14 protein-coding genes and 1 pseudogene are annotated in these 17,327 nt (G+C 65.1%); 9 read left to right on the forward strand and 6 right to left on the reverse strand.

The features are described from left to right. Positions 1–69 precede the first annotated feature (69 nt). The 3 genes from ACFTS5_RS12660 to ACFTS5_RS12670 all read left to right on the forward strand — a co-directional run bounded on the left by ACFTS5_RS12660 (position 70) and on the right by ACFTS5_RS12670 (position 3,607). Positions 70–786, forward strand: coding sequence for a type 1 glutamine amidotransferase domain-containing protein (locus ACFTS5_RS12660; protein WP_378631432.1), 717 nt, complete (start codon positions 70–72; stop codon positions 784–786). A gap of 226 nt (positions 787–1,012) precedes the next feature. Next, the gene (locus tag ACFTS5_RS12665; RefSeq protein ID WP_378630407.1) at positions 1,013–1,930 is read left to right on the forward strand and encodes an acetoacetate decarboxylase family protein; all 918 of its coding nucleotides are present in this window, start codon (positions 1,013–1,015) and stop codon (positions 1,928–1,930) included. 78 nt (positions 1,931–2,008) lie between these two features. Next, a complete protein-coding gene (locus ACFTS5_RS12670; RefSeq protein WP_378630410.1) occupies positions 2,009–3,607 on the forward strand; it encodes a succinic semialdehyde dehydrogenase in 1,599 nt (532 codons plus the stop codon). Positions 3,608–3,675: 68 nt separating this feature from the next. Here the strand turns inward: ACFTS5_RS12670 and ACFTS5_RS12675 are convergent, their stop codons facing one another. From ACFTS5_RS12675 to ACFTS5_RS12690, 4 genes and pseudogenes are all read right to left on the reverse strand, one after another. Continuing rightward, the gene (locus ACFTS5_RS12675) at positions 3,676–5,511 is read right to left on the reverse strand and encodes an acyl-CoA dehydrogenase (protein ID WP_378630413.1); all 1,836 of its coding nucleotides are present in this window, start codon (positions 5,509–5,511) and stop codon (positions 3,676–3,678) included. A gap of 164 nt (positions 5,512–5,675) precedes the next feature. Then, positions 5,676–6,719 (reverse strand): TetR/AcrR family transcriptional regulator, encoded by a 1,044-nt coding sequence (locus ACFTS5_RS12680; protein WP_378631433.1) that lies wholly within the window; start codon positions 6,717–6,719, stop codon positions 5,676–5,678. An 18-nt stretch (positions 6,720–6,737) separates the two neighbouring features. Continuing rightward, a pseudogene (locus ACFTS5_RS12685) lies at positions 6,738–6,914 on the reverse strand (TetR/AcrR family transcriptional regulator); the annotation flags it as partial. 124 nt (positions 6,915–7,038) lie between these two features. After that, on the reverse strand, positions 7,039–8,373 hold the full coding sequence (locus ACFTS5_RS12690; protein WP_378630415.1) for a YhgE/Pip domain-containing protein: 1,335 nt from the start codon (positions 8,371–8,373) through the stop codon (positions 7,039–7,041). 257 nt (positions 8,374–8,630) lie between these two features. Here ACFTS5_RS12690 and ACFTS5_RS12695 point away from each other — a divergent pair, with 257 nt between their 5' ends. Together ACFTS5_RS12695 and ACFTS5_RS12700 are read left to right on the forward strand one after the other, a co-directional pair. Continuing rightward, entirely contained in the window at positions 8,631–9,770 is a 1,140-nt protein-coding gene (locus ACFTS5_RS12695) for a PucR family transcriptional regulator (RefSeq protein WP_378630417.1), read from the forward strand. A gap of 82 nt (positions 9,771–9,852) precedes the next feature. Further along, on the forward strand, positions 9,853–10,845 hold the full coding sequence (locus ACFTS5_RS12700) for an NAD(P)H-quinone oxidoreductase (protein ID WP_378630418.1): 993 nt from the start codon (positions 9,853–9,855) through the stop codon (positions 10,843–10,845). An 8-nt stretch (positions 10,846–10,853) separates the two neighbouring features. On the opposite strand, the gene ACFTS5_RS12705 is transcribed toward ACFTS5_RS12700, so the two are convergent. Next, positions 10,854–11,879, reverse strand: a complete 1,026-nt coding sequence (locus ACFTS5_RS12705) for an AraC family transcriptional regulator ligand-binding domain-containing protein (protein WP_378630421.1) — start codon at positions 11,877–11,879, stop codon at positions 10,854–10,856. Between the two features lie 184 nt (positions 11,880–12,063). Here ACFTS5_RS12705 and ACFTS5_RS12710 point away from each other — a divergent pair, with 184 nt between their 5' ends. Next, positions 12,064–12,981 carry an SDR family NAD(P)-dependent oxidoreductase gene (locus ACFTS5_RS12710; RefSeq protein WP_378630422.1) on the forward strand — a complete coding sequence of 306 codons (918 nt, stop codon included), beginning with the start codon at positions 12,064–12,066 and terminating at the stop codon, positions 12,979–12,981. Here the strand turns inward: ACFTS5_RS12710 and ACFTS5_RS12715 are convergent. Next, on the reverse strand, positions 12,969–13,571 hold the full coding sequence (locus ACFTS5_RS12715) for a TetR/AcrR family transcriptional regulator (protein WP_378630425.1): 603 nt from the start codon (positions 13,569–13,571) through the stop codon (positions 12,969–12,971). The genes ACFTS5_RS12710 and ACFTS5_RS12715 overlap by 13 nt on opposite strands. 96 nt (positions 13,572–13,667) lie before the next feature. On the opposite strand from ACFTS5_RS12715, the gene ACFTS5_RS12720 reads away from it, so the two are divergent. From ACFTS5_RS12720 to ACFTS5_RS12730, 3 genes are all read left to right on the forward strand, one after another. Beyond that, on the forward strand, positions 13,668–14,951 hold the full coding sequence (locus ACFTS5_RS12720; protein ID WP_378630426.1) for an NADH:flavin oxidoreductase/NADH oxidase family protein: 1,284 nt from the start codon (positions 13,668–13,670) through the stop codon (positions 14,949–14,951). Between the two features lie 67 nt (positions 14,952–15,018). Then, complete coding sequence (locus ACFTS5_RS12725) at positions 15,019–16,548, forward strand: flavin-containing monooxygenase (RefSeq protein ID WP_378630428.1); 1,530 nt, start codon at positions 15,019–15,021, stop codon at positions 16,546–16,548. Continuing rightward, the gene (locus tag ACFTS5_RS12730) at positions 16,545–17,312 is read left to right on the forward strand and encodes an alpha/beta fold hydrolase (protein WP_378630431.1); all 768 of its coding nucleotides are present in this window, start codon (positions 16,545–16,547) and stop codon (positions 17,310–17,312) included. Before ACFTS5_RS12725 ends, ACFTS5_RS12730 begins: the two co-directional genes overlap by 4 nt. The last annotated feature ends 15 nt before the right edge of the window (positions 17,313–17,327 follow it).

A 17,327-nucleotide genomic window follows, 5' to 3' on the forward strand; every position in this document is an offset into this window, starting at 1 on the left:
TGTGGGCGGTGTGTGCAGGCTGCCGCTGCCGTTCGATCGTCAACAAGACTGCATCAGGAGGAATGGGCTGTGACAAAGGTTTTGATGGTGATCTCGGCCGCGGACCGCTGGACCTTGAATGACGGAACAGTGCATCCGTCGGGTTACTGGGCGGAGGAGGTCGCTGTCCCGCATCGGGCCTTTGCCGACGCGGGATGGGACATCACCATCGCCACGCCGGGAGGAAAGGCGCCGACGCTGGACCAGCTGAGCCTCGGGATCGCCGGCGGTATGCCGTGGAAGCGTCGAGCCGTAGAGCGTTACCTCGGCAGTATTCGGGATCAACTCGCCAGGCCGGTGCCCCTCGGTGCGGCGAATCCCGATGACTACGACGTCGTGTTCTACCCCGGTGGTCACGGGCCGATGGAAGATCTCGCCTACGACCGGGTATCGGGCGCACTTCTCGCTCGTCGGCTCGCCTCGGGCCGGCCGCTGGCTCTGTTGTGTCACGCGCCTGCTGCGATCTCCGCGACGGCCGGGCCCGACGGCACTTCGCCGTTCGCCGGCCGACGGATGACCGGCCTGTCCAATCGGGAGGAATTGCTGAATCGTTTTGCGCGCAAGGCTCCTTGGCTGCTCGAAGACAGGCTCGTCGAGCTCGGCGTCGAGTACTCCAAGGGCCGGATCCCGCTGCGTCCGCACGTCGTCGTCGACGGAAACCTCTATACCGGGCAGAACCCCCAGTCGTCGGACGCGCTTGCCGAGCGGCTCATCGCCGACGTGAATGCGGTTCGAACCTCGAAATGAGTCGCGTACGAGCCGTGGCCGTCCCTGGTGGGGTGGCCACGGCTCGTCGCGTCTTTTCTGCGTCGTCATATTCCTGGTCGGTGCGGCCTTGGGCTCGGGTTGGCAAAGCTGACTCCAGGCGTTCCGGAGGAAGTGTCTCCGGTTTCACACTCGTTGTTGTTGACACTGCTTACATGCGTGACTAGCGTCGACTTCGTATCGAACCGCGAGCAAGGGAGCTACGCCGATGTCACCGACGAAACAAAGCACCGTCAATGTCGACCTGGGTGGCCGTGTTGTCACCGTTCCGAAAGGCGGCCTCTACGATCGGTTCCGAATGAACACCGATCTCGACGAGGTCGCGCGCGACCCACGGGTGGGTAATGTCGATTTCTTCCGGCAGCTGCCCAAAATCCGGGTGGACTCACCGATCGGGGAGACCTTCACCCCGAACTTCTACTACCGCATGTCGAGTGTCCGGCTGACGATGCTGGCACGCTCGCGCGCGATTCGATCCAGACTGCCGGCAGAGCTGGCTCCACTGGAGGTCGGTCCCGGCGTGGGACTGGTTTCGGTGATGTTCTTCCGCTACGACGTGTGCGATATCGACTTCTACACCGAGGCGGCCGTCGGTGTCGCGGTGCGACCGGCCAGGCACGGTCGGCTCGGATTCGTCGACCTGCTCGGCGCGCTCGACACCGACCACCTCGAATCGTATGTGCTGTCGCTTCCGGTGAACACCGATATCGCACAGGTGCGAGGGCACGACGGTTACGGCTTCCCCAAGTGGGTCACCGATATCGACGTCGACATCAACCCGACGCGGGCCACCGCACGGGTCGCCGACGACACCGGTGCGACCGACCTTTCGTTGTCGGTCGCGACTCCCGCGCTGACCGATTACCGAAGCGGTGAACGTGTTTCGACGCTGACGTCGTACACCTCCCGAGACGGTGCGTGGCTGTCGACACTGAGCCAGACCAACGTGTTGTCGGCCGGAACCTCCCTGCTGCCTCGCGGCATCGAGCTGAACACGGGCAGCGGACGCCTGTCCCAGGACCTGAAATCGCTGTCGCCGATCAAGACTGTGCGCCTCGATGTGGTCACCGACGGACAGCTCGCCCTGCACATGCCGGTTCCGACGTCGGTTCCTGCCCGCGGATAGAGATCTCGGCAGGTCCGGATGAGTACCAGCTGACCTGCCCCCCTGTACAGACTGCCTCAACACTTTGGAGCCAGCATTATGTCCATCGACCCTGCCGTCCGTCCTGCGTCGATCAGCGGCGCGGACCTGCCATCGGCCCTGACCCCCACCCTGCTCGGCCGCTTGGCCGGCCGCGTTTCTGCGAGTGCCGACGCAGCGAGCGTGACAACAACCATCCCGTTCACCGGCAAGGCGTTGGTCGATCTACCGGTGTCCACGCCCGCAGCCGTCGAGGCGGCGTTCGTGCGCGCTCGTGCCGCCCAAGCGCATTGGGCGGCTATGCCGATCTCCGAGCGCAAGGCGATCCTGCTGCGGTTCCACGACCTGTTGCTCAGCCGTCAGAACGAAGCTCTCGATCTGATGCAGGTCGAGAACGGAAAGGCTCGTCGTGACGCGTTTCTCGAGGTCACCGACATCGCGATCGCTACCCGGTATTACGCACGCAGCGCCGCGAAGCTGTTGGGGCCCAAGCGTCGCCGGGGCGCGATTCCGGTCCTGACCCACACCACCGAGCTGCATCATCCCAAGGGTGTCGTGGCAGTCATCTCGCCGTGGAACTACCCGCTGAGTATGGGCGCCGGAGACGCGATTCCGGCGCTGCTGGCCGGCAACGCCGTGGTGCAGAAGCCCGATACCCAGACCGCGCTCACCGCTTTGTGGGCTCTGGACCTCATGCACGAGGCCGGGCTGCCGAGTGGCGTGTGGCAGATGGTGGTGGGCCGAGGGAGCTCCATCGGCAAGTCGTTGATGGACAACGCCGACTACATGATGTTCACCGGCTCCACTGCCAGCGGCCGCCGGATCGCCAGTGATGCCGGTGAACGGCTCATCGGGGCTTCGCTCGAGCTCGGCGGCAAGAACCCGATGATCGTGCTCGACGACGCCGACATCGCACGGGCGGCCGCGGGCGCGGTGACCGCGTGCTTCTCCTCGACAGGCCAGCTGTGCGTATCGATCGAAAGGCTCTACGTCGCCGATTCCGTCCGTGACGAGTTCGTCGCGGCGTTCGTCGAGCGCACCAAGCGGCTGAAGATCGGTGCGGCCTACGACTACAGCGCCGATGTGGGCAGCCTGACCAACCAGGCGCAGCTGGACACCGTGATCGCTCACGTCGAGGACGCGGTGTCCAAGGGCGCTACAGTGCTGGCGGGTGGTCGAGCGCGGCCTGATCTCGGACCGCTGTTCTACGAGCCGACGATCCTGACCGGCGTCACCGCGGACATGACACTCTACGAACACGAGACCTTCGGTCCGGTCGTTTCGATCTACTCCGTCAGCGACGCCGAGGAGGCCATCGAGCGGGCCAATGCGACAGCCTACGGGCTCAACGCCAGTGTGTGGAGCCGCGACGGTGGCAAAGCTCGCGCGGTCGCGGCCCGCGTGCATGCCGGCACTGTCAACGTCAACGACGCCTACGCTGCCGCCTGGGGCAGCGTAGAGGCGCCGATGGGCGGGATGGGCGATTCCGGGCTCGGTCGCCGTCACGGCGCCGACGGCATCCTGAAGTACACCGAAGCGCAGACGGTCGCCCACCAGCGCGTGCTCGGATTCACTGCGCCTCCTGGTATTTCGGAGAGCAACTGGGCCTCGATGCTGACCTTGGCACTGAAGGGGCTCAAGCAGATCGGTGCCCGCTGACCATCCGGTCGCCGATCGACAATGCCCTGGACGCGGTCCCGATCGGACCGCGTCCAGGGCATCTGTCATCAGAACGATGTCTCGTCGAGAATCATGATGTCGGCATCGATGTCGGCGATCACGGTCCGATCCGATGTCAGGCGCGGCAAGACTTCCCGGGCGAAGAAGGCCGCCACGGCCACCTTGCCTTCGTAGAAGGCGCGATCCGCGGCGGACTGCACAGTTTCCAGAGCGGTGACGGCGATCTCGGCGTTGACCAGCAGGCGCCAGCCGATGAACAGGTCGCCGACGGCCATCAGGAAGCGCACCGAACCCAGGCCGACCTTGTACAGCTCGGTCGGCTGCTCCTGCGCGCCGATCAGGTGGCCGGTCAGGGTGGCGGCCATGGTCTGCACGTCCTCGAGCGCGGTGGCGAGCAGCTTGCGCTCGCCCTTGAGGCGCTCGTTGGCCGAGTCGGACTCCAGGAACTTCTGGATCTGGCCGGCCACGTGGGCCAGGGCCACACCGCGGTCACGCGCGATCTTGCGGAAGAAGAAGTCCTGCGCCTGGATGGCGGTGGTGCCCTCGTAGAGCGAGTCGATCTTCGCGTCGCGGATGTACTGCTCGATCGGGTAGTCCTGCAGGAAGCCCGAGCCGCCGAAGGTCTGCAGCGAGTCGGTCAGGTACTGGTAGGCGCGCTCGGAGCCGACACCCTTGACGATCGGGAGCAGCAGGTCGTTCACCCGTGCGGCCAGTTCGGCATCGGCGCCCGAAACACGCTGCGCGACTTCGGGATCCTGGTGCGCTGCGGTGAACAGGTACACCGAACGCAAGCCTTCGGCGTAGGCCTTCTGCATCAGCAGTGAACGGCGCACGTCGGGGTGGTGCATGATCGTGACTCGCGGCGCGTTCTTGTCGGTCATCTGGGTCAGGTCGGCGCCCTGGACGCGAGTCTTGGCATACTCCAGCGCGTTCAGATATCCGGTGGACAGCGTGCCGATGGCCTTGGTACCGACCATCATCCGAGCGTTCTCGATCACCTCGAACATCTGGGAGATGCCGTTGTGCGCGTCACCGACCAGCCAGCCCTTGGCCGGCACACCGTGACCGCCGAAAGTGAGTTCACAGGTGGCCGAGGCCTTCAGACCCATCTTGTGCTCGACGTTGGTGACGAAAACCCCGTTGCGATCACCGAGTTCGCCGGTGGCGTGGTCGAAGTGGAACTTCGGCACGAAGAACAGTGACAGGCCCTTGGTGCCAGGACCAGCGCCTTCCGGGCGGGCCAGCACCAGATGCGCGATGTTGTCGAACAGGTCGTCGGAGTCGGCGGAGGTGATGAAGCGCTTCACACCCTCGATGTGCCAGGATCCGTCCTCTTGCGCGATCGCCTTGGTCCGGCCCGCACCGACGTCGGAACCGGCGTCCGGTTCGGTCAGCACCATCGTCGCGCCCCACTTGCGATCGATGATGATTCGGGCCCATTCGCGCTGCAGGTCGTTGCCGACACGATCGAGGATGTCGGCCATCACCGGGCCCATGCTGTACATGTGCGCGGCGGGCTGGGCGCCGAGAACGAACTCGGTGACCGCCCACTCCAGCATGGCCGGCGCTGGAACTCCGCCGATGGCCTCGCTTTTGCCGAGACGCCACCACTCGGCGTCGTACCAGGCGCGGACCGCGCGCTTGAACGGTTCCGGCAGCGACACCGTGTGGGTGTCGGGATCGAACGTCGGTGGGTTGCGGTCGGTTTCGGCGTAGGGCCCCGCGACCGGGCCTGCGGCGAGTTTGGCGGCCTCGGTCAGCACCGAACGAGCGGTGTCTGCGTCGAGGTCGCCGAAAGCGCCTGTCGCAAGGATGTTTTCGAGTCCGTACACCTCGAACAGATTGAACTCGAGGTCGCGCACATTGCTCTTGTAATGACTCACGGAACATTGCCTTCTGGGTTGACGGACGTTCGGGATGTCCGAAGGGTGAGCGGGCGAATCCATGCGCCCCGTGACACTGTGCGTGACGCGGAGAAGGCCAGGCAAAGAAAAGTCAACGGCCGTTAAGGGGCCGACCGGATGAGCGAGTGGAAGGTGAGTCGCGGTCAGGGCTGGCGCAGCAGCGTCGGGTAGTGCGCGCGAACTGCTGGAGTCGACTGGATGCTGTGGCCGACGGCGACGAGAACTTCCACGAGGTCGCCGCGTCGGCTGAGTCGGGGATTGCGTACCGCCTCGATGACGACCGTGGTGAGCGCTCGGATCAGCATTCGGGCGATCGGCGGTGCGAGCTCGGGTCGCGCTGTGCTCAACACGCGGGCCCAGCGTGCGATCGCTTCTTGGCGGACCGAGCGGTAGCGGTGTTCGGCGGCTGCCGGCAGGTGCCGCGTCTCGCTGACGGTAATGGCGAGCAGATCGGGCTCGTCGGCACCGAACTGGACAAAGCCGCGCGTGAGGGTCGCCAATGCTGCTGTGGGTGACAGCGCCCCGATCGCCGTCTCGTCGAAGAGGTCTTCGATCGATGCGTCATGGCTACGGACGATCACGTCCAGGAGCCCGGCCTTGCTGTCGAAATAGTGGTAGACCGCCGGACCGGTAACGCCTGCCGCGGCCCCGATGTCATGGATGCTGACGTCAGGAAATCCGTGCACGGTGAACAGGCGCGCCGCCTCGGCGAGGATGCGCTCACGTCGCTGCCCCCGGTCCAGTTCGGGACCGAGAGGCTGGTCGGATTTCGACTCAGCGCGGGCCGCGGTGGTAGGGGCAGTCGAGAGATCGGTTGTGATGACTGCCCGTATTGTCGCTCTGAGCACATGGGCGGCCATGGGGAGCGGCAGTTCGACGCGGTGGTAGGCCGGACTGACAGCGACCGACAACGCACACCAGCTCAAGCTGTCCACCTCGGCGGCGGACAGCTCGGGACGTCGCGACCGGATCGCTCGACGGACATGGCGCGTGATTCTGGTCGCGCGCACCAGCACCGCGGCCCGGTCCTGTTCGCGAAGGTGCCGGGACTCGAGTTGCCAAAGCCTCGGCAGTCCGCGTTGGGCGAGCGCGACATGAACAAGGGTAGTGATAATCGCGTCATCCGGATTCGGCGACGCGGCCGCGGAGTCGAGCCGGGCGAGAGCGTCGTCGAGGCCGGCGAGCACACAGTGTCCCAGCAGCTGTTGCTTGCTGTTGAAATGCCGGTACAGCGCGGCGGGGGTGATCCGGACCGCGTCGGCTATGTCGGCCATGGAGGTGTCGTGGTAACCGTTGTGGGCGAACGCGTCGAATGCCGCGGCCAGGACTTTCGCCCGCCGGTTCCGTGGACGCGCGCGATGGATTGGATGATCTATTTTCATGGTCCTCGAAGGTGATTGCTCCGACGAGCGATGGCCGGAGCGTGATGAGTGTGCTGTGCGCGTGTGTGCGGCCCGATCGGCTTCGAGCCGATCGGGCCGCACACTTCGGGATTCGAGGGTGTGGTCAGGCAGGTATCGCGGTCGCGGCGTTGGTGCGAGAGCTGCGAGTCAGGCCCTTCTTGTCGTAGTACCAGGTGATCAGGACCCCGGAGACGGTGCCGATGGCCAGGCCGACCGCGGTCATCCAGAATCCCTGTGCCAACCCGGCGGCGGCGCTGCCGTCGAAGTACATGAGAGAGCGAACAGCCAGGTAGACCTGGCGCAGCGGTTCGAAGTCGGCCAGCCATCCGAAGAACCGGGGAGTCGCCTCGACCGGAATTGTGCCACCGGCCGACGGCATGCCGAGAATGACGAACAGGATCAGGTTGACCAGGACGCCGATCGAGCCGACGGCGGCCATGATCGTCAACGAGGTGACACCCACGGCGGTCATCGCGAAGGTGCTGAAGAGGAACAACTCGAACGGTTGATCGATATGCACACCCAGTGCTGATCCGATCCCGATCAGCGCTCCCGAGCTCAATGCCGCGGTCGCCACCATCGTTGCCCACTTGATGACGAGCGTGCGCAGGCGCGAAATCTTCGAGGCGGGAGCATGACTGAAGTACGGCCCGTATTCGGTGGGGGCGAATCCCAGCATGGAGTCGATGATCGCGTGCACTGTCATGGCACCGGTCATACCGCCGAGCAGGATGGTCAGCGCGTAGAAGAACGCAGTCAGGCCTTGTCCGGAGCCTTCGGGCACACCGTGGTACGGCTCGACGATCGCCCTGACAGGTTCGGCCAGCGTCAGTCGTGTGGCGGCGCTGAGCTGTGTCCCCGTGCCGAGCTGTTGCTGGACACGGTCGGTGAGTTGTGCGCCGAGTGCGGTGTTGACCGCGCTGACCGTCTCGTTGGCGAATCGAGTGGAGATCGAGGTGCTGAACGGGCCCAGCCGTGGGTTGGTCTCCATCGTGATCGCCGGTCTTTGCACATCGCCGGGTACCACCGAGCCGGTGCCGAGAATCCCGATTTGCTTGGTGAAGTCGCCGGGGATGATGAGTGCGCCGTAGACCTCGCCGTTCTGCATCAACTGCTGGGCTTCGTTGATACCCACCACCTGCAGGTCGAACTTCTCGTCGGAGGTGTTCGTGGTGATCGCGTCGAGAACCTGGGTTCCGTAGTTGACGGTCGACTGTTGCCCAGGTGGACCGAAGCTGTCGCCGACATCGTTGTTGACAACGGCAATGGGGTAGTTATGCAGGTTCTGGTCCGGTTTCGCCACGTAGGCGAGGTACATGAGGCCGAGCAGAGACGTGAACACTGTCACCACGACGACCGGCATGATCCAGCGAAGGCCCACGGAACGCGGACCGGTCGTGGTGGTCGCTGTGTCGTTGGAGACGGGGTTATCGCTCATCTGAGTGCTCCTGGTGAAGGTGTGTGGTTGGTCGACCTGCTGTGCGATGCAGCTAACGATCCTCTGCGAAGCGACCAGATTCCAGGTCAAAGTGCTGTCATTGTTCCGGGAAACTGGTGCATAGTGTTCGAATGACTCACTTGTGGCCGGATCCATCGCCAAGTGTTGCCGAGATCTGGCGCCGTGCCGCGGAGGTGGCGTTCAGTTCCGCCGACGAGTGGTTCGGCAGTCGCGGCGAGATCTTGAGGGGGGCTCGGATGCGCGCGATCGCCGAAGATCCCACGCTCGCCGAGGCGGTGCGGCGCGGAAATGTGGCCGTGCTGCGGCAGTGGGCGGTAGCCAATATGCAGCAACCCGGCATGCGTGTGCGGGCCGAGGTGCCACCCGAGTTGCTCGCCAGTGCGCGGGATATGGCGCGTCGCGGCCTGGACAAGTCGATTCTCAACGCCTACCGAACGGGCCAGACCGTGATGTGGCGGCACTGGATGCACACATGCTTCACGCTGTCCACGGAGTCCGATGACTTGCCGGAGCTTTTCGATCGATCGGCGGAATCGATCAGCACCTTCATCGACGACATCGCCGAGTCGGTCGGTGAGGCAATGGATTCCGAGCGTCGCGCGCTGACACGAGAGACCCATGCCGAGCGGTTGGCGGCGGTGTCGTTGATTTTGGAAGGGACCGCGATCACGGTCGCTCGCGCGGAATCGCAACTCGGCTACGGCCTCACCGGTCCGCATACGGCCGCGATCGTCTGGGACGCGTCGGCCAGGGCCGCGGATCAACTGGACGCGGCGGCCGAAGCGCTGACGCGCGGTAGCGGCGCTCCCCGGCGGCTGACCGTGATCGCGAGTGCGAACGCGCTGTGGATTTGGCTGCCGACCGCCGCTGACATCGATGCTGCGGCATTGACGTCGCAGGTGGTGGAGTACGACGCGATCCGTATCGCGATCGGTCGCCCCGGTCGCGGCGTCGACGGGTTCCGCCGTAGCCATCTCGAGGCCGCGAGTACGCAGCAGATGCTGGCTCGGCTGACCTCGGCGCAGCAGGTGGCGCGCTACGACGACATTGCCCTGGTGGCACTGATGACTCGCGATCCGACCCCTGCCGACGAGTTCGTCATCGACACGCTGGGTGAGCTGCTCACCGCGGACCCGGAGACTCTGTCGGTTCTGCGTGTCTACATCCAGCAGCTGTGCAACACATCGCGAACTGCTCAGCGCATGTTCATTCACCGCAACACGATCATCCGGCGGCTGGCGCGTGCCGACGAACTGCTGCCGAAACCGTTGGCGGACAACCTGGTTGCGGTCGCGGCCGCGCTGGAGGTGCTGCACTGGCGGGGGGACTCCTTGCTGCGGCGTGCGGTGTCGGCGGACGATGGTCGCGAGGTGTGACCGTCAACTCGAATGTTGACGCCGCCGCTCCCAGGAGTAATGTTAGCGCTGTGTACATATCCGGCATTCGAAAGGGGAAGACATGTTCGCAGTGACGCTCGACGGCTTTGGGGGCCCGGAGGTCATGAAATGGGCGGAGGTCGATGACCTGCCCGCGCCCGGCCCCGGCGAGGTGGCTGTGGATGTGGTGGCTGCGGGTGTGAACCGCGCCGACATCATGCAGCGGCAAGGTTTCTACCCGCCGCCGCCGGGCGCCAGCGACATTCTCGGCTTGGAGGTGTCCGGTGTGATCGCCGCTGTCGGCCCCGGAGTCGAGGGGTGGCATCCCGGCGACGAGGTGTGCGCGCTGCTGGCGGGCGGGGGATACGCCGAGCGCGTCAATGTCCCGGCAACCCAGTTGCTGCCGGTCCCGGCCGGAGTGGGTCTGACCGCTGCCGCAGCGTTGCCCGAAGCCGCGGCAACGGTCTGGTCGAACATCGTGATGGCCGGTGGCCTGCGCGAGGGGCAAACTCTGTTGGTCCACGGCGGTGGCAGCGGGATCGGCACCCATGCGATCCAGGTCGGTCGCGCGCTCGGTGCGCGCGTGGCCGTGACAGCGGGATCGCAGTACAAGCTGGACCGTAGCTGGGAACTCGGTGCGAACACCCTGATCAACTACCGCGACGAGGACTTCGTCAAGATTGTCACCGCCGAATACGGCGGTGTCGACGTCATTCTCGACATCATGGGTGCCGGCTACCTTCAGCGCAATGTCGAGGCATTGGCCGAGGACGGTGACCTGACGATCATCGGACTGCAGGACGGCGCCCTCGCCGAACTGAATCTCGGTCTGATGCTCTTCAAGCGAGCGTCGGTCCATGTGACGAACCTTCGTCGTCGTCCCGAGAAAGGTCCGGGTTCCAAGGCCGAGATCATCGGGGAACTGCGCGACAAGCTCTGGCCGCTGATCGCCGAAGGCGCTGTCGTCCCGGTCGTTTCGGCCGAGATTCCGATCGTCGATGTCGCACAAGCTCATCCGCTTCTCGATTCCGCGGAGTCGGTCGGCAAGGTGTTGCTCACCATTCGTGAACCCTGACGCACTGACTATCCAAGCTGCGGCCCGGCCTGGCGGGGTGCGTTTCGGACGGCCCGCGCGGTCGTGCCCCACCATCGCCGGGCATGGCGACTCAGCGTCGCGGGGTTCGTCAGGCCGACGGCGGTAGCGATCTGTCCGAGAGGCAGATCCGATCGTCTCAGTAGTGCTTCGGCACGTTCGCGGCGCGCATCGTCGAGGATGGTGGTGAACGAGGTTCCTTCGTCCCGGAGGTGGCGCTGCAGCGTTCGCGACGACATGGCCAGCATCGCGGCGACGGCGTCGACGCTGGTCGGCCTCGTGCCGAGTCCTTGGCGGAGAACAGCTTTGGCGCGGCCGGTGATTCGGCTGTCGGCGGATGAGGCCTGGGCGTCCAGATAGGCGAGAGCGACTTGCCGGGTGAACCTGTCGTTCCCCTCGATGGGGAGCTCGGTGAAGCTGTGTGGCACACGGAGCAGCGCCGCAGGTCGACCGAAGTCGACCCGGGTGCCGAAAGCGGCTTCGTAGCGTTCTACCGCTGCGGCGGGTTGGTGCGGCAGCTCGACGGTGCGCAAGCCATAGTTTCCGCCGAAGGTCGAGTTGAGAAAGCGATGAACGAACAGTAGCCCCATGTCGATGCTCTGCGGTGGCGCGAGGACGCCATCGGGATACCCGTAGCGGACGCCGATGACGCCTCGTGCCCCGCGCGGATCCGGTACCAGGTGTACGCCGAGGTTCGGCGCGTGCAGAAACAGGTATTTCGATATGTATCCGATCGCCTCTGCGACGGTCGGAGCATTCTGCAAGGCCACGGTCAGTGGGCCGAGCAAGTCGAGATCTTGCTCGGCGGCCACCTGGAGCCCGAAATCGGGGCATCCGAGCTCCCCGGCGGCGGTCTCGAGCAGGGCCGCGATCGTCGAATCGCGAACCAGCAGTTCGTCGTCGTCGAGCCCACCGTCGGGAACGGCGAACCGATGCGCGTAGTGGTCTGCGTCGGCGCCCAGTCGTTCCAAGACGGTGCGTACTCCACGGAGGCCGGCCGACCTCACCCATGCCATACCGCCATCATCGGCAGCGATGGCGTAAAAAGTCAATTAGTTGGCGCAGAATGTCAAATTATTCCTGCCAGGTGACGTTAGAGTGGTGCCGTTCCAGCCGAAACGGTCGGCTGTGACCGATGCTCGTGGCAGACCGAAATCGGTTCGGCCGGAGTCGTTCCCAGGCGTCACGGATGGAGGAAAAATGGCGCGCACGTGGACTGAGAGCGATATTCCGTCTCAGTGCGGCCGACGAGTTGTCATCACTGGCGCGAACAGCGGCTTGGGGTTCGAAACCGCGCGAGCTCTGGCGGTGCGGGGAGCCTCGGTGGTCCTGGCTGTGCGCGATGTCGGCAAGGGCGAGCACGCCGCCGAGCGCATCGCGGCTATTGCACCCGCCGCCGAGGTAGGCGTGGTGTGGCTGGATCTGGCTTCGCTGTATTCGGTCCACGAAGCGGCGGCCGAACTGCACGCGAAATACGACCGCATCGACCTGCTGGTCAACAATGCGGGCCTGATGTACCCGCCGCGGAGCACGACGCGTGATGGATTCGAAATGCAGTTCGGTACAAACCATCTGGGTCACTTCGCGCTGACCGGGCTAGTGCTGGAGCTGCTGCTCCGGGCCCCGAATCCCCGGGTGGTGACGGTCAGCAGCAACGCCCACCGGTTCGGATCCGAGATTCGCTTCCACGATTTGCATTGGGAGCAGTCCTACGATCGGATTCGTGCGTACGGTCAGTCCAAACTCGCCAATCTGATGTTCACCTATGAACTGCAGCGGCGACTGTCCTCGCATGGTTCGACCATGCTCGCCGTTGCCGCGCACCCGGGCGCATCCGATACTGCTCTGATTCGGAATTCGCCGGCCATGGTGCGGCGCCTCGCGCCGTTCGTGGCTCCTGTTGTCGCCCAAAGTGCCGCCATGGGGGCGCTGCCCACGTTGCGTGCCGCGACCGACCCGGCTGTCCTCGGCGGACAGTTCTACGGGCCAGGGGGAGTGGGGCAGGTCCGCGGATATCCGCGCATCGTGTCCTCCAACCGGCGGTCTCAGGACACGCAGGTCCAGCACCGTCTGTGGCGAACGTCGGAACGGCTCACAGGTGTGAGTTACCCATTCTGATCAGCGTTGTACGCCCGGCCGGACACCGCGAGCACTGCGTGGACCGTTGCCCGAACTCGGTCGGGAAGATCGCCGGGGATGTTCGCGTCGAACTTCCCGTGCAGATACAGGAATGCGAGGCCGTGCACCATCGACCACAGCGCGGTGGACAGGCCTTCCTCGTCGGCTTCGGGAAAGGCTCGCTGCACGATTGATCGAACGTACTCGTGAATGGCGGTGGTGGCTGCCAGTCGTTCGGGGCTGCTGGGGCCGCAGGGTTCGGCGAACATCGCGCGGAAGAGGCCGGGTCGGTTCAACGCGAACTGAATATAAGCGATGGCGATGGCCGTGAAGTCTTCCGCGGTGGTCGGCGCCGCACTCGCTGCGACCAAATCCGCGGCGAGGTCACGGTAGCCGACCGCCGCCACCGCTGAGAGCAATGCGTCGCGGTCTGTGAAATGCCGGTAGGGCGCGGCCGTGGACACACCGGCGCGTCGAGCGGCGGCACGCAGCGACAGCTCGGCGGCGCCGTTCTCCTCGAGGAGTTCGATCGCTGCGCGGACCAGAGCGGTGGGTAGGTCACCGTGGTGGTACGTGTTCGACGTTGCCATAAGATCAATCTAACAATTGTTGACATCGCTTACATAGCGGTTTAGTGTTAGCCCTCCCACACAATGTTAGCAGTGTCACGGGTTGAAAGGAGTCCGATGTCGGGCGGTCTACATTCGGGCGAATTATTCTCGCCGCTGCGCTTGCGATCAGGTCAGGTCCTCCACAATCGCATCGCGAAAGCGGCCATGGAAGAGGGCATGGCCGGCCTCGGCCAACTGCCCGATGAACGACTGGTTTCGCTCTACCGCCATTGGGGAGTCGGCGGCGCCGGCTTGCTGATCACGGGAAATGTGATGGTGCACGCCGAGGCGCTGACCGGCCCAGGCGGGATCGTCCTCGACGCAGCGGCGCCGCTGGAACCTTTCGCGGCATGGGCACAGGCCGGCAAGGAAGCGGGGGCCGCGATGTGGATGCAGATCAGTCACCCCGGCCGCCAGGTCCGCGCGAATATGCCGGGAGTGGTGTGGGGAGCCTCCGACATTCCGATGGATCTCGGACGTCACTCCAAGCGGTTCGGCCGGCCGGTCGCAATGACCGCATGGCAGATCTGGGCCACTATCGACCGTTTCGTCACCACTGCCCGGGGCGCGGAACTCGCGGGTTTCGACGGGGTCGAGGTTCATGCCGCGCACGGCTACCTGCTGTCGCAGTTCTTGTCGCCCCTGGTGAACAACCGCACCGACGAGTGGGGCGGTTCACTGGAGAACCGGGCGCGATTGCTGCTCGAGATCGTTCGGGGCATCCGCTCGGTGGTCTCACCGACGTTCGCGGTCGCGGTGAAACTGAACTCCGCCGACTTCCAGCGGGGCGGCTTCGATGCCGACGACGCGCAGACGGTCATCGGCTTGCTCGCGACAGTAGGCGTCGACCTGGTCGAAGTGTCCGGTGGCAGCTACGAGAGCCCGGCGATGTCGGGGCGTCCAGCCGATGGCCGCACCGCCGCACGGGAGGCCTACTTCCTCGACCTCGCCACGGGGTTGGCCAAAAACAGTGTGCTGCCGCTGATGTTGACCGGCGGCATCTCGCGCAGGGAAACTGCCGAGCGCGTGCTGGGCAGCAACGTCGCGCTGATCGGTATGGCGACGGCACTGGCGGTCACTCCTGACCTGCCTCGTCGGTGGTGGAACGGCGCGGAAGCCCCCCGAAGCCTGAAACCGGTGACCTGGACGGACAAGGCATTGGCCTCAGCCACCGAAATGGCGATGGTCCGCTACCAGATGCGCCGCATGGCCACCGGCGCCAAACCTGCTCTCAGTGTCAGCCCGACCATGGCCATTCTCGCCGACCAACGCGCGCAGGCCAAAGCGTTACGGCGCTACTCCCGCTGGCTCGCGTCCACCCGACAAGATCAGTCGCCGGCTTCGATGCCCGGAGTCTGAGCATCCCCCAGCACATCACGCAGCGCACCGGAACGGCGTTCCTCGTCTGCCGTTGCATCGCAGAGAAATGAGTAGGACGATCACCCAAACCCGTGAACCCCGGAATTCCGAGGGTACAACCATCCCGCATACCCACGTCGCGATCGTCGGCACAGGATTCGGCGGCATCGCTACCGCAGTGCGGTTGCGCCGCGGTGGGATAACCGACATCGCGCTGCTCGAGCGCGCCGACGAAGTCGGAGGCGTATGGAGGGACAACGACTATCCGGGCGCCGCTGTCGATGTTCAGAGCAACCTGTACTCGTTCTCGTTCGCACCGAACCCACGCTGGCGCAACACCTTCGCCAAACAGCCGGAACTGTTCGCCTACCTCAAAACCGTCACCGACACCGAAGGTCTGCGCGATCACCTGCTCCTGAACTGCGAAGTTCGGCGGCTCGAGTGGGACGAGGCCGAGAAACTGTGGTGGATGGAGACATCCCAGGGTCCGCGTACCGCCCGCCATGTAGTGGTGGCGACCGGGGTGCTGGCAGACCCTGTCGTTCCGGAGCTTGCGGGATCGGAGACCTTCGGCGGCGCCAGTTTCCACTCCGCACGCTGGAAGCACGACTTCGACGTTCGCGGCAAACGTGTCGCAGTCGTCGGAACAGGGCCGTCGGCAGTGCAATTCGTGCCCGCGATCCAGCCCGACGTCGCACACATGACAGTATTTCAGCGCACGCCGGCGTGGGTAGCACCCCGGCACGACCAGGAGATCGGGACGATCAGCCGCGCGTTGTATCGCCGGTTCCCGATCGTGCAGAACCTCGAACGACTGCGCATCTACCTGCAGAGGGAGTGGCACGTTGTCGCGTTCCGCAACCCCGCGCTCATGGCATTGCCCGAACGCGGAGCCCGCCGCCACCTCGCCGCTCAGGTGAAGGATCCGGAACTGCGCGACAAGCTGTTGCCCGAGTTCCGATTCGGTTGCAAGCGTGTGATGGTCTCCGATGAGTATCTTCGCTCGCTGGATCAGTCGAATGTGGACCTGAACACCGACGGGATCCGCGAGATCACCGCCACCGGCGTGATCGACAACACCGGCCGCGAGCACGCCGTCGATGCGATCATCTTCGGGACAGGTTTCCGAACGTCGCGGCTTCCGCTCACCGACCGCATATTCGACGCCGCCGGGCGCACAATGGCGCAGGCGTGGGGCACGAGTCCAACCGCATACCTCGGTACCACTGTCACCGGATTCCCGAACATCTATCTGATCCACGGCCCCAACATCGGATTGGGGCACACGTCGGTCATCCACATGTTCGAATCCCAGGCCAACTACATCGCCGGGGCCATCAGCTATCTCGCAGATCACGACTTGGCCGCCGTCGAACCAACCGAGACAGCCCAAGACGAGTTCACCGCCGATGTCGAGCGACTCGGCGCGGGCACGGTCTGGACCAGTGGGGGCTGCACCAGTTGGTATCTCAACGAAGACGGACGCAATACCAACATCTGGCCCGGTTCGACTTTTGACTTCCGTCGCCGCACACTGCGTTTCGACCCGACACGGCACCTGCTACACGCCCGTACCCCGGTAGGGGCACTCCTGTGAGCGCCGGCGCCCTGATCGCCGGTCGCCCTGGTGAGCCCACGGTGGTCCTCATTCACGGTCTCGCGAGTTCGTTCCGAGTCTGGGACAAGATCATTCCGCGCATCGAGGAATCGACGAGCGTCGTCGCTGTGCAGCTGGAATCGGAACATTCGATCGGTAGCGACGCCGACGACGTGGCAGCTCTGCTCACCTCGAGGGCTGTGGTGGTAGGTCATTCCCGGGGCGCGCTGGTGGCCACCGCGCTCGCTGAACGGCGACCAGAACTCGTCGCCGCGCTGGCGCTGTTGTGCCCGCCCTGGTCGCGTGCAAGCCGGCTGAGTGCCCGCTCACCCGTCGAGCGGGCACTGGCCGTGCCCGGTCTCGGCGATGTGCTGTGGGCCATGGCCTCAGGTGACCGCCAGCGCGCCGCGCAACAGAGTGCGTTCGCACCCCATGTCACCGTGCCGGAGCAGTTCGTGGCCGACGCGAGGGGGCGCGGCCGGCGGAATTTCGTCCGAAGCTCACGGGCCATCGACACCTACCTCGAATCCCGCGACCTCGCGGCTCGGCTCCGAAACCTCTCGGTACCGATCGAACTCGTCTTCGGTGAATTGGATGCCCGGGTGGCCCGACCCACGCAGCAGTTCAGCGGTCTGCGCCGCGCGCAGGTGACCGAACTTCCCGGCGTCGGGCACACCCCGCCATGGGAAGACCCGGATGTAGTAGCCGATCTGATCATGAGAACTGTCGCCGCGCGCAGCGACACGGCCGCGACGGACTGCTGAACGGCAAAGGCCTGC

This window comes from Nocardia sp. NPDC056952 (assembly GCF_042674185.1).
Taxonomy (GTDB): domain Bacteria; phylum Actinomycetota; class Actinomycetes; order Mycobacteriales; family Mycobacteriaceae; genus Nocardia.

Coding starts and splice junctions, on each gene's coding strand:
- ACFTS5_RS12720 (WP_378630426.1), top strand. CDS start 13,668: ATGTCGGGCGGTCTACATTCGGGCGAATTATTCTCGCCGCTGCGCTTG.
- ACFTS5_RS12665 (WP_378630407.1), top strand. CDS start 1,013: ATGTCACCGACGAAACAAAGCACCGTCAATGTCGACCTGGGTGGCCGT.
- ACFTS5_RS12705 (WP_378630421.1), bottom strand. CDS start 11,879: ATGGCATGGGTGAGGTCGGCCGGCCTCCGTGGAGTACGCACCGTCTTG.
- ACFTS5_RS12715 (WP_378630425.1), bottom strand. CDS start 13,571: ATGGCAACGTCGAACACGTACCACCACGGTGACCTACCCACCGCTCTG.
- ACFTS5_RS12700 (WP_378630418.1), top strand. CDS start 9,853: ATGTTCGCAGTGACGCTCGACGGCTTTGGGGGCCCGGAGGTCATGAAA.
- ACFTS5_RS12725 (WP_378630428.1), top strand. CDS start 15,019: ATGAGTAGGACGATCACCCAAACCCGTGAACCCCGGAATTCCGAGGGT.
- ACFTS5_RS12690 (WP_378630415.1), bottom strand. CDS start 8,373: ATGAGCGATAACCCCGTCTCCAACGACACAGCGACCACCACGACCGGT.
- ACFTS5_RS12670 (WP_378630410.1), top strand. CDS start 2,009: ATGTCCATCGACCCTGCCGTCCGTCCTGCGTCGATCAGCGGCGCGGAC.
- ACFTS5_RS12695 (WP_378630417.1), top strand. CDS start 8,631: ATGCGCGCGATCGCCGAAGATCCCACGCTCGCCGAGGCGGTGCGGCGC.
- ACFTS5_RS12710 (WP_378630422.1), top strand. CDS start 12,064: ATGGCGCGCACGTGGACTGAGAGCGATATTCCGTCTCAGTGCGGCCGA.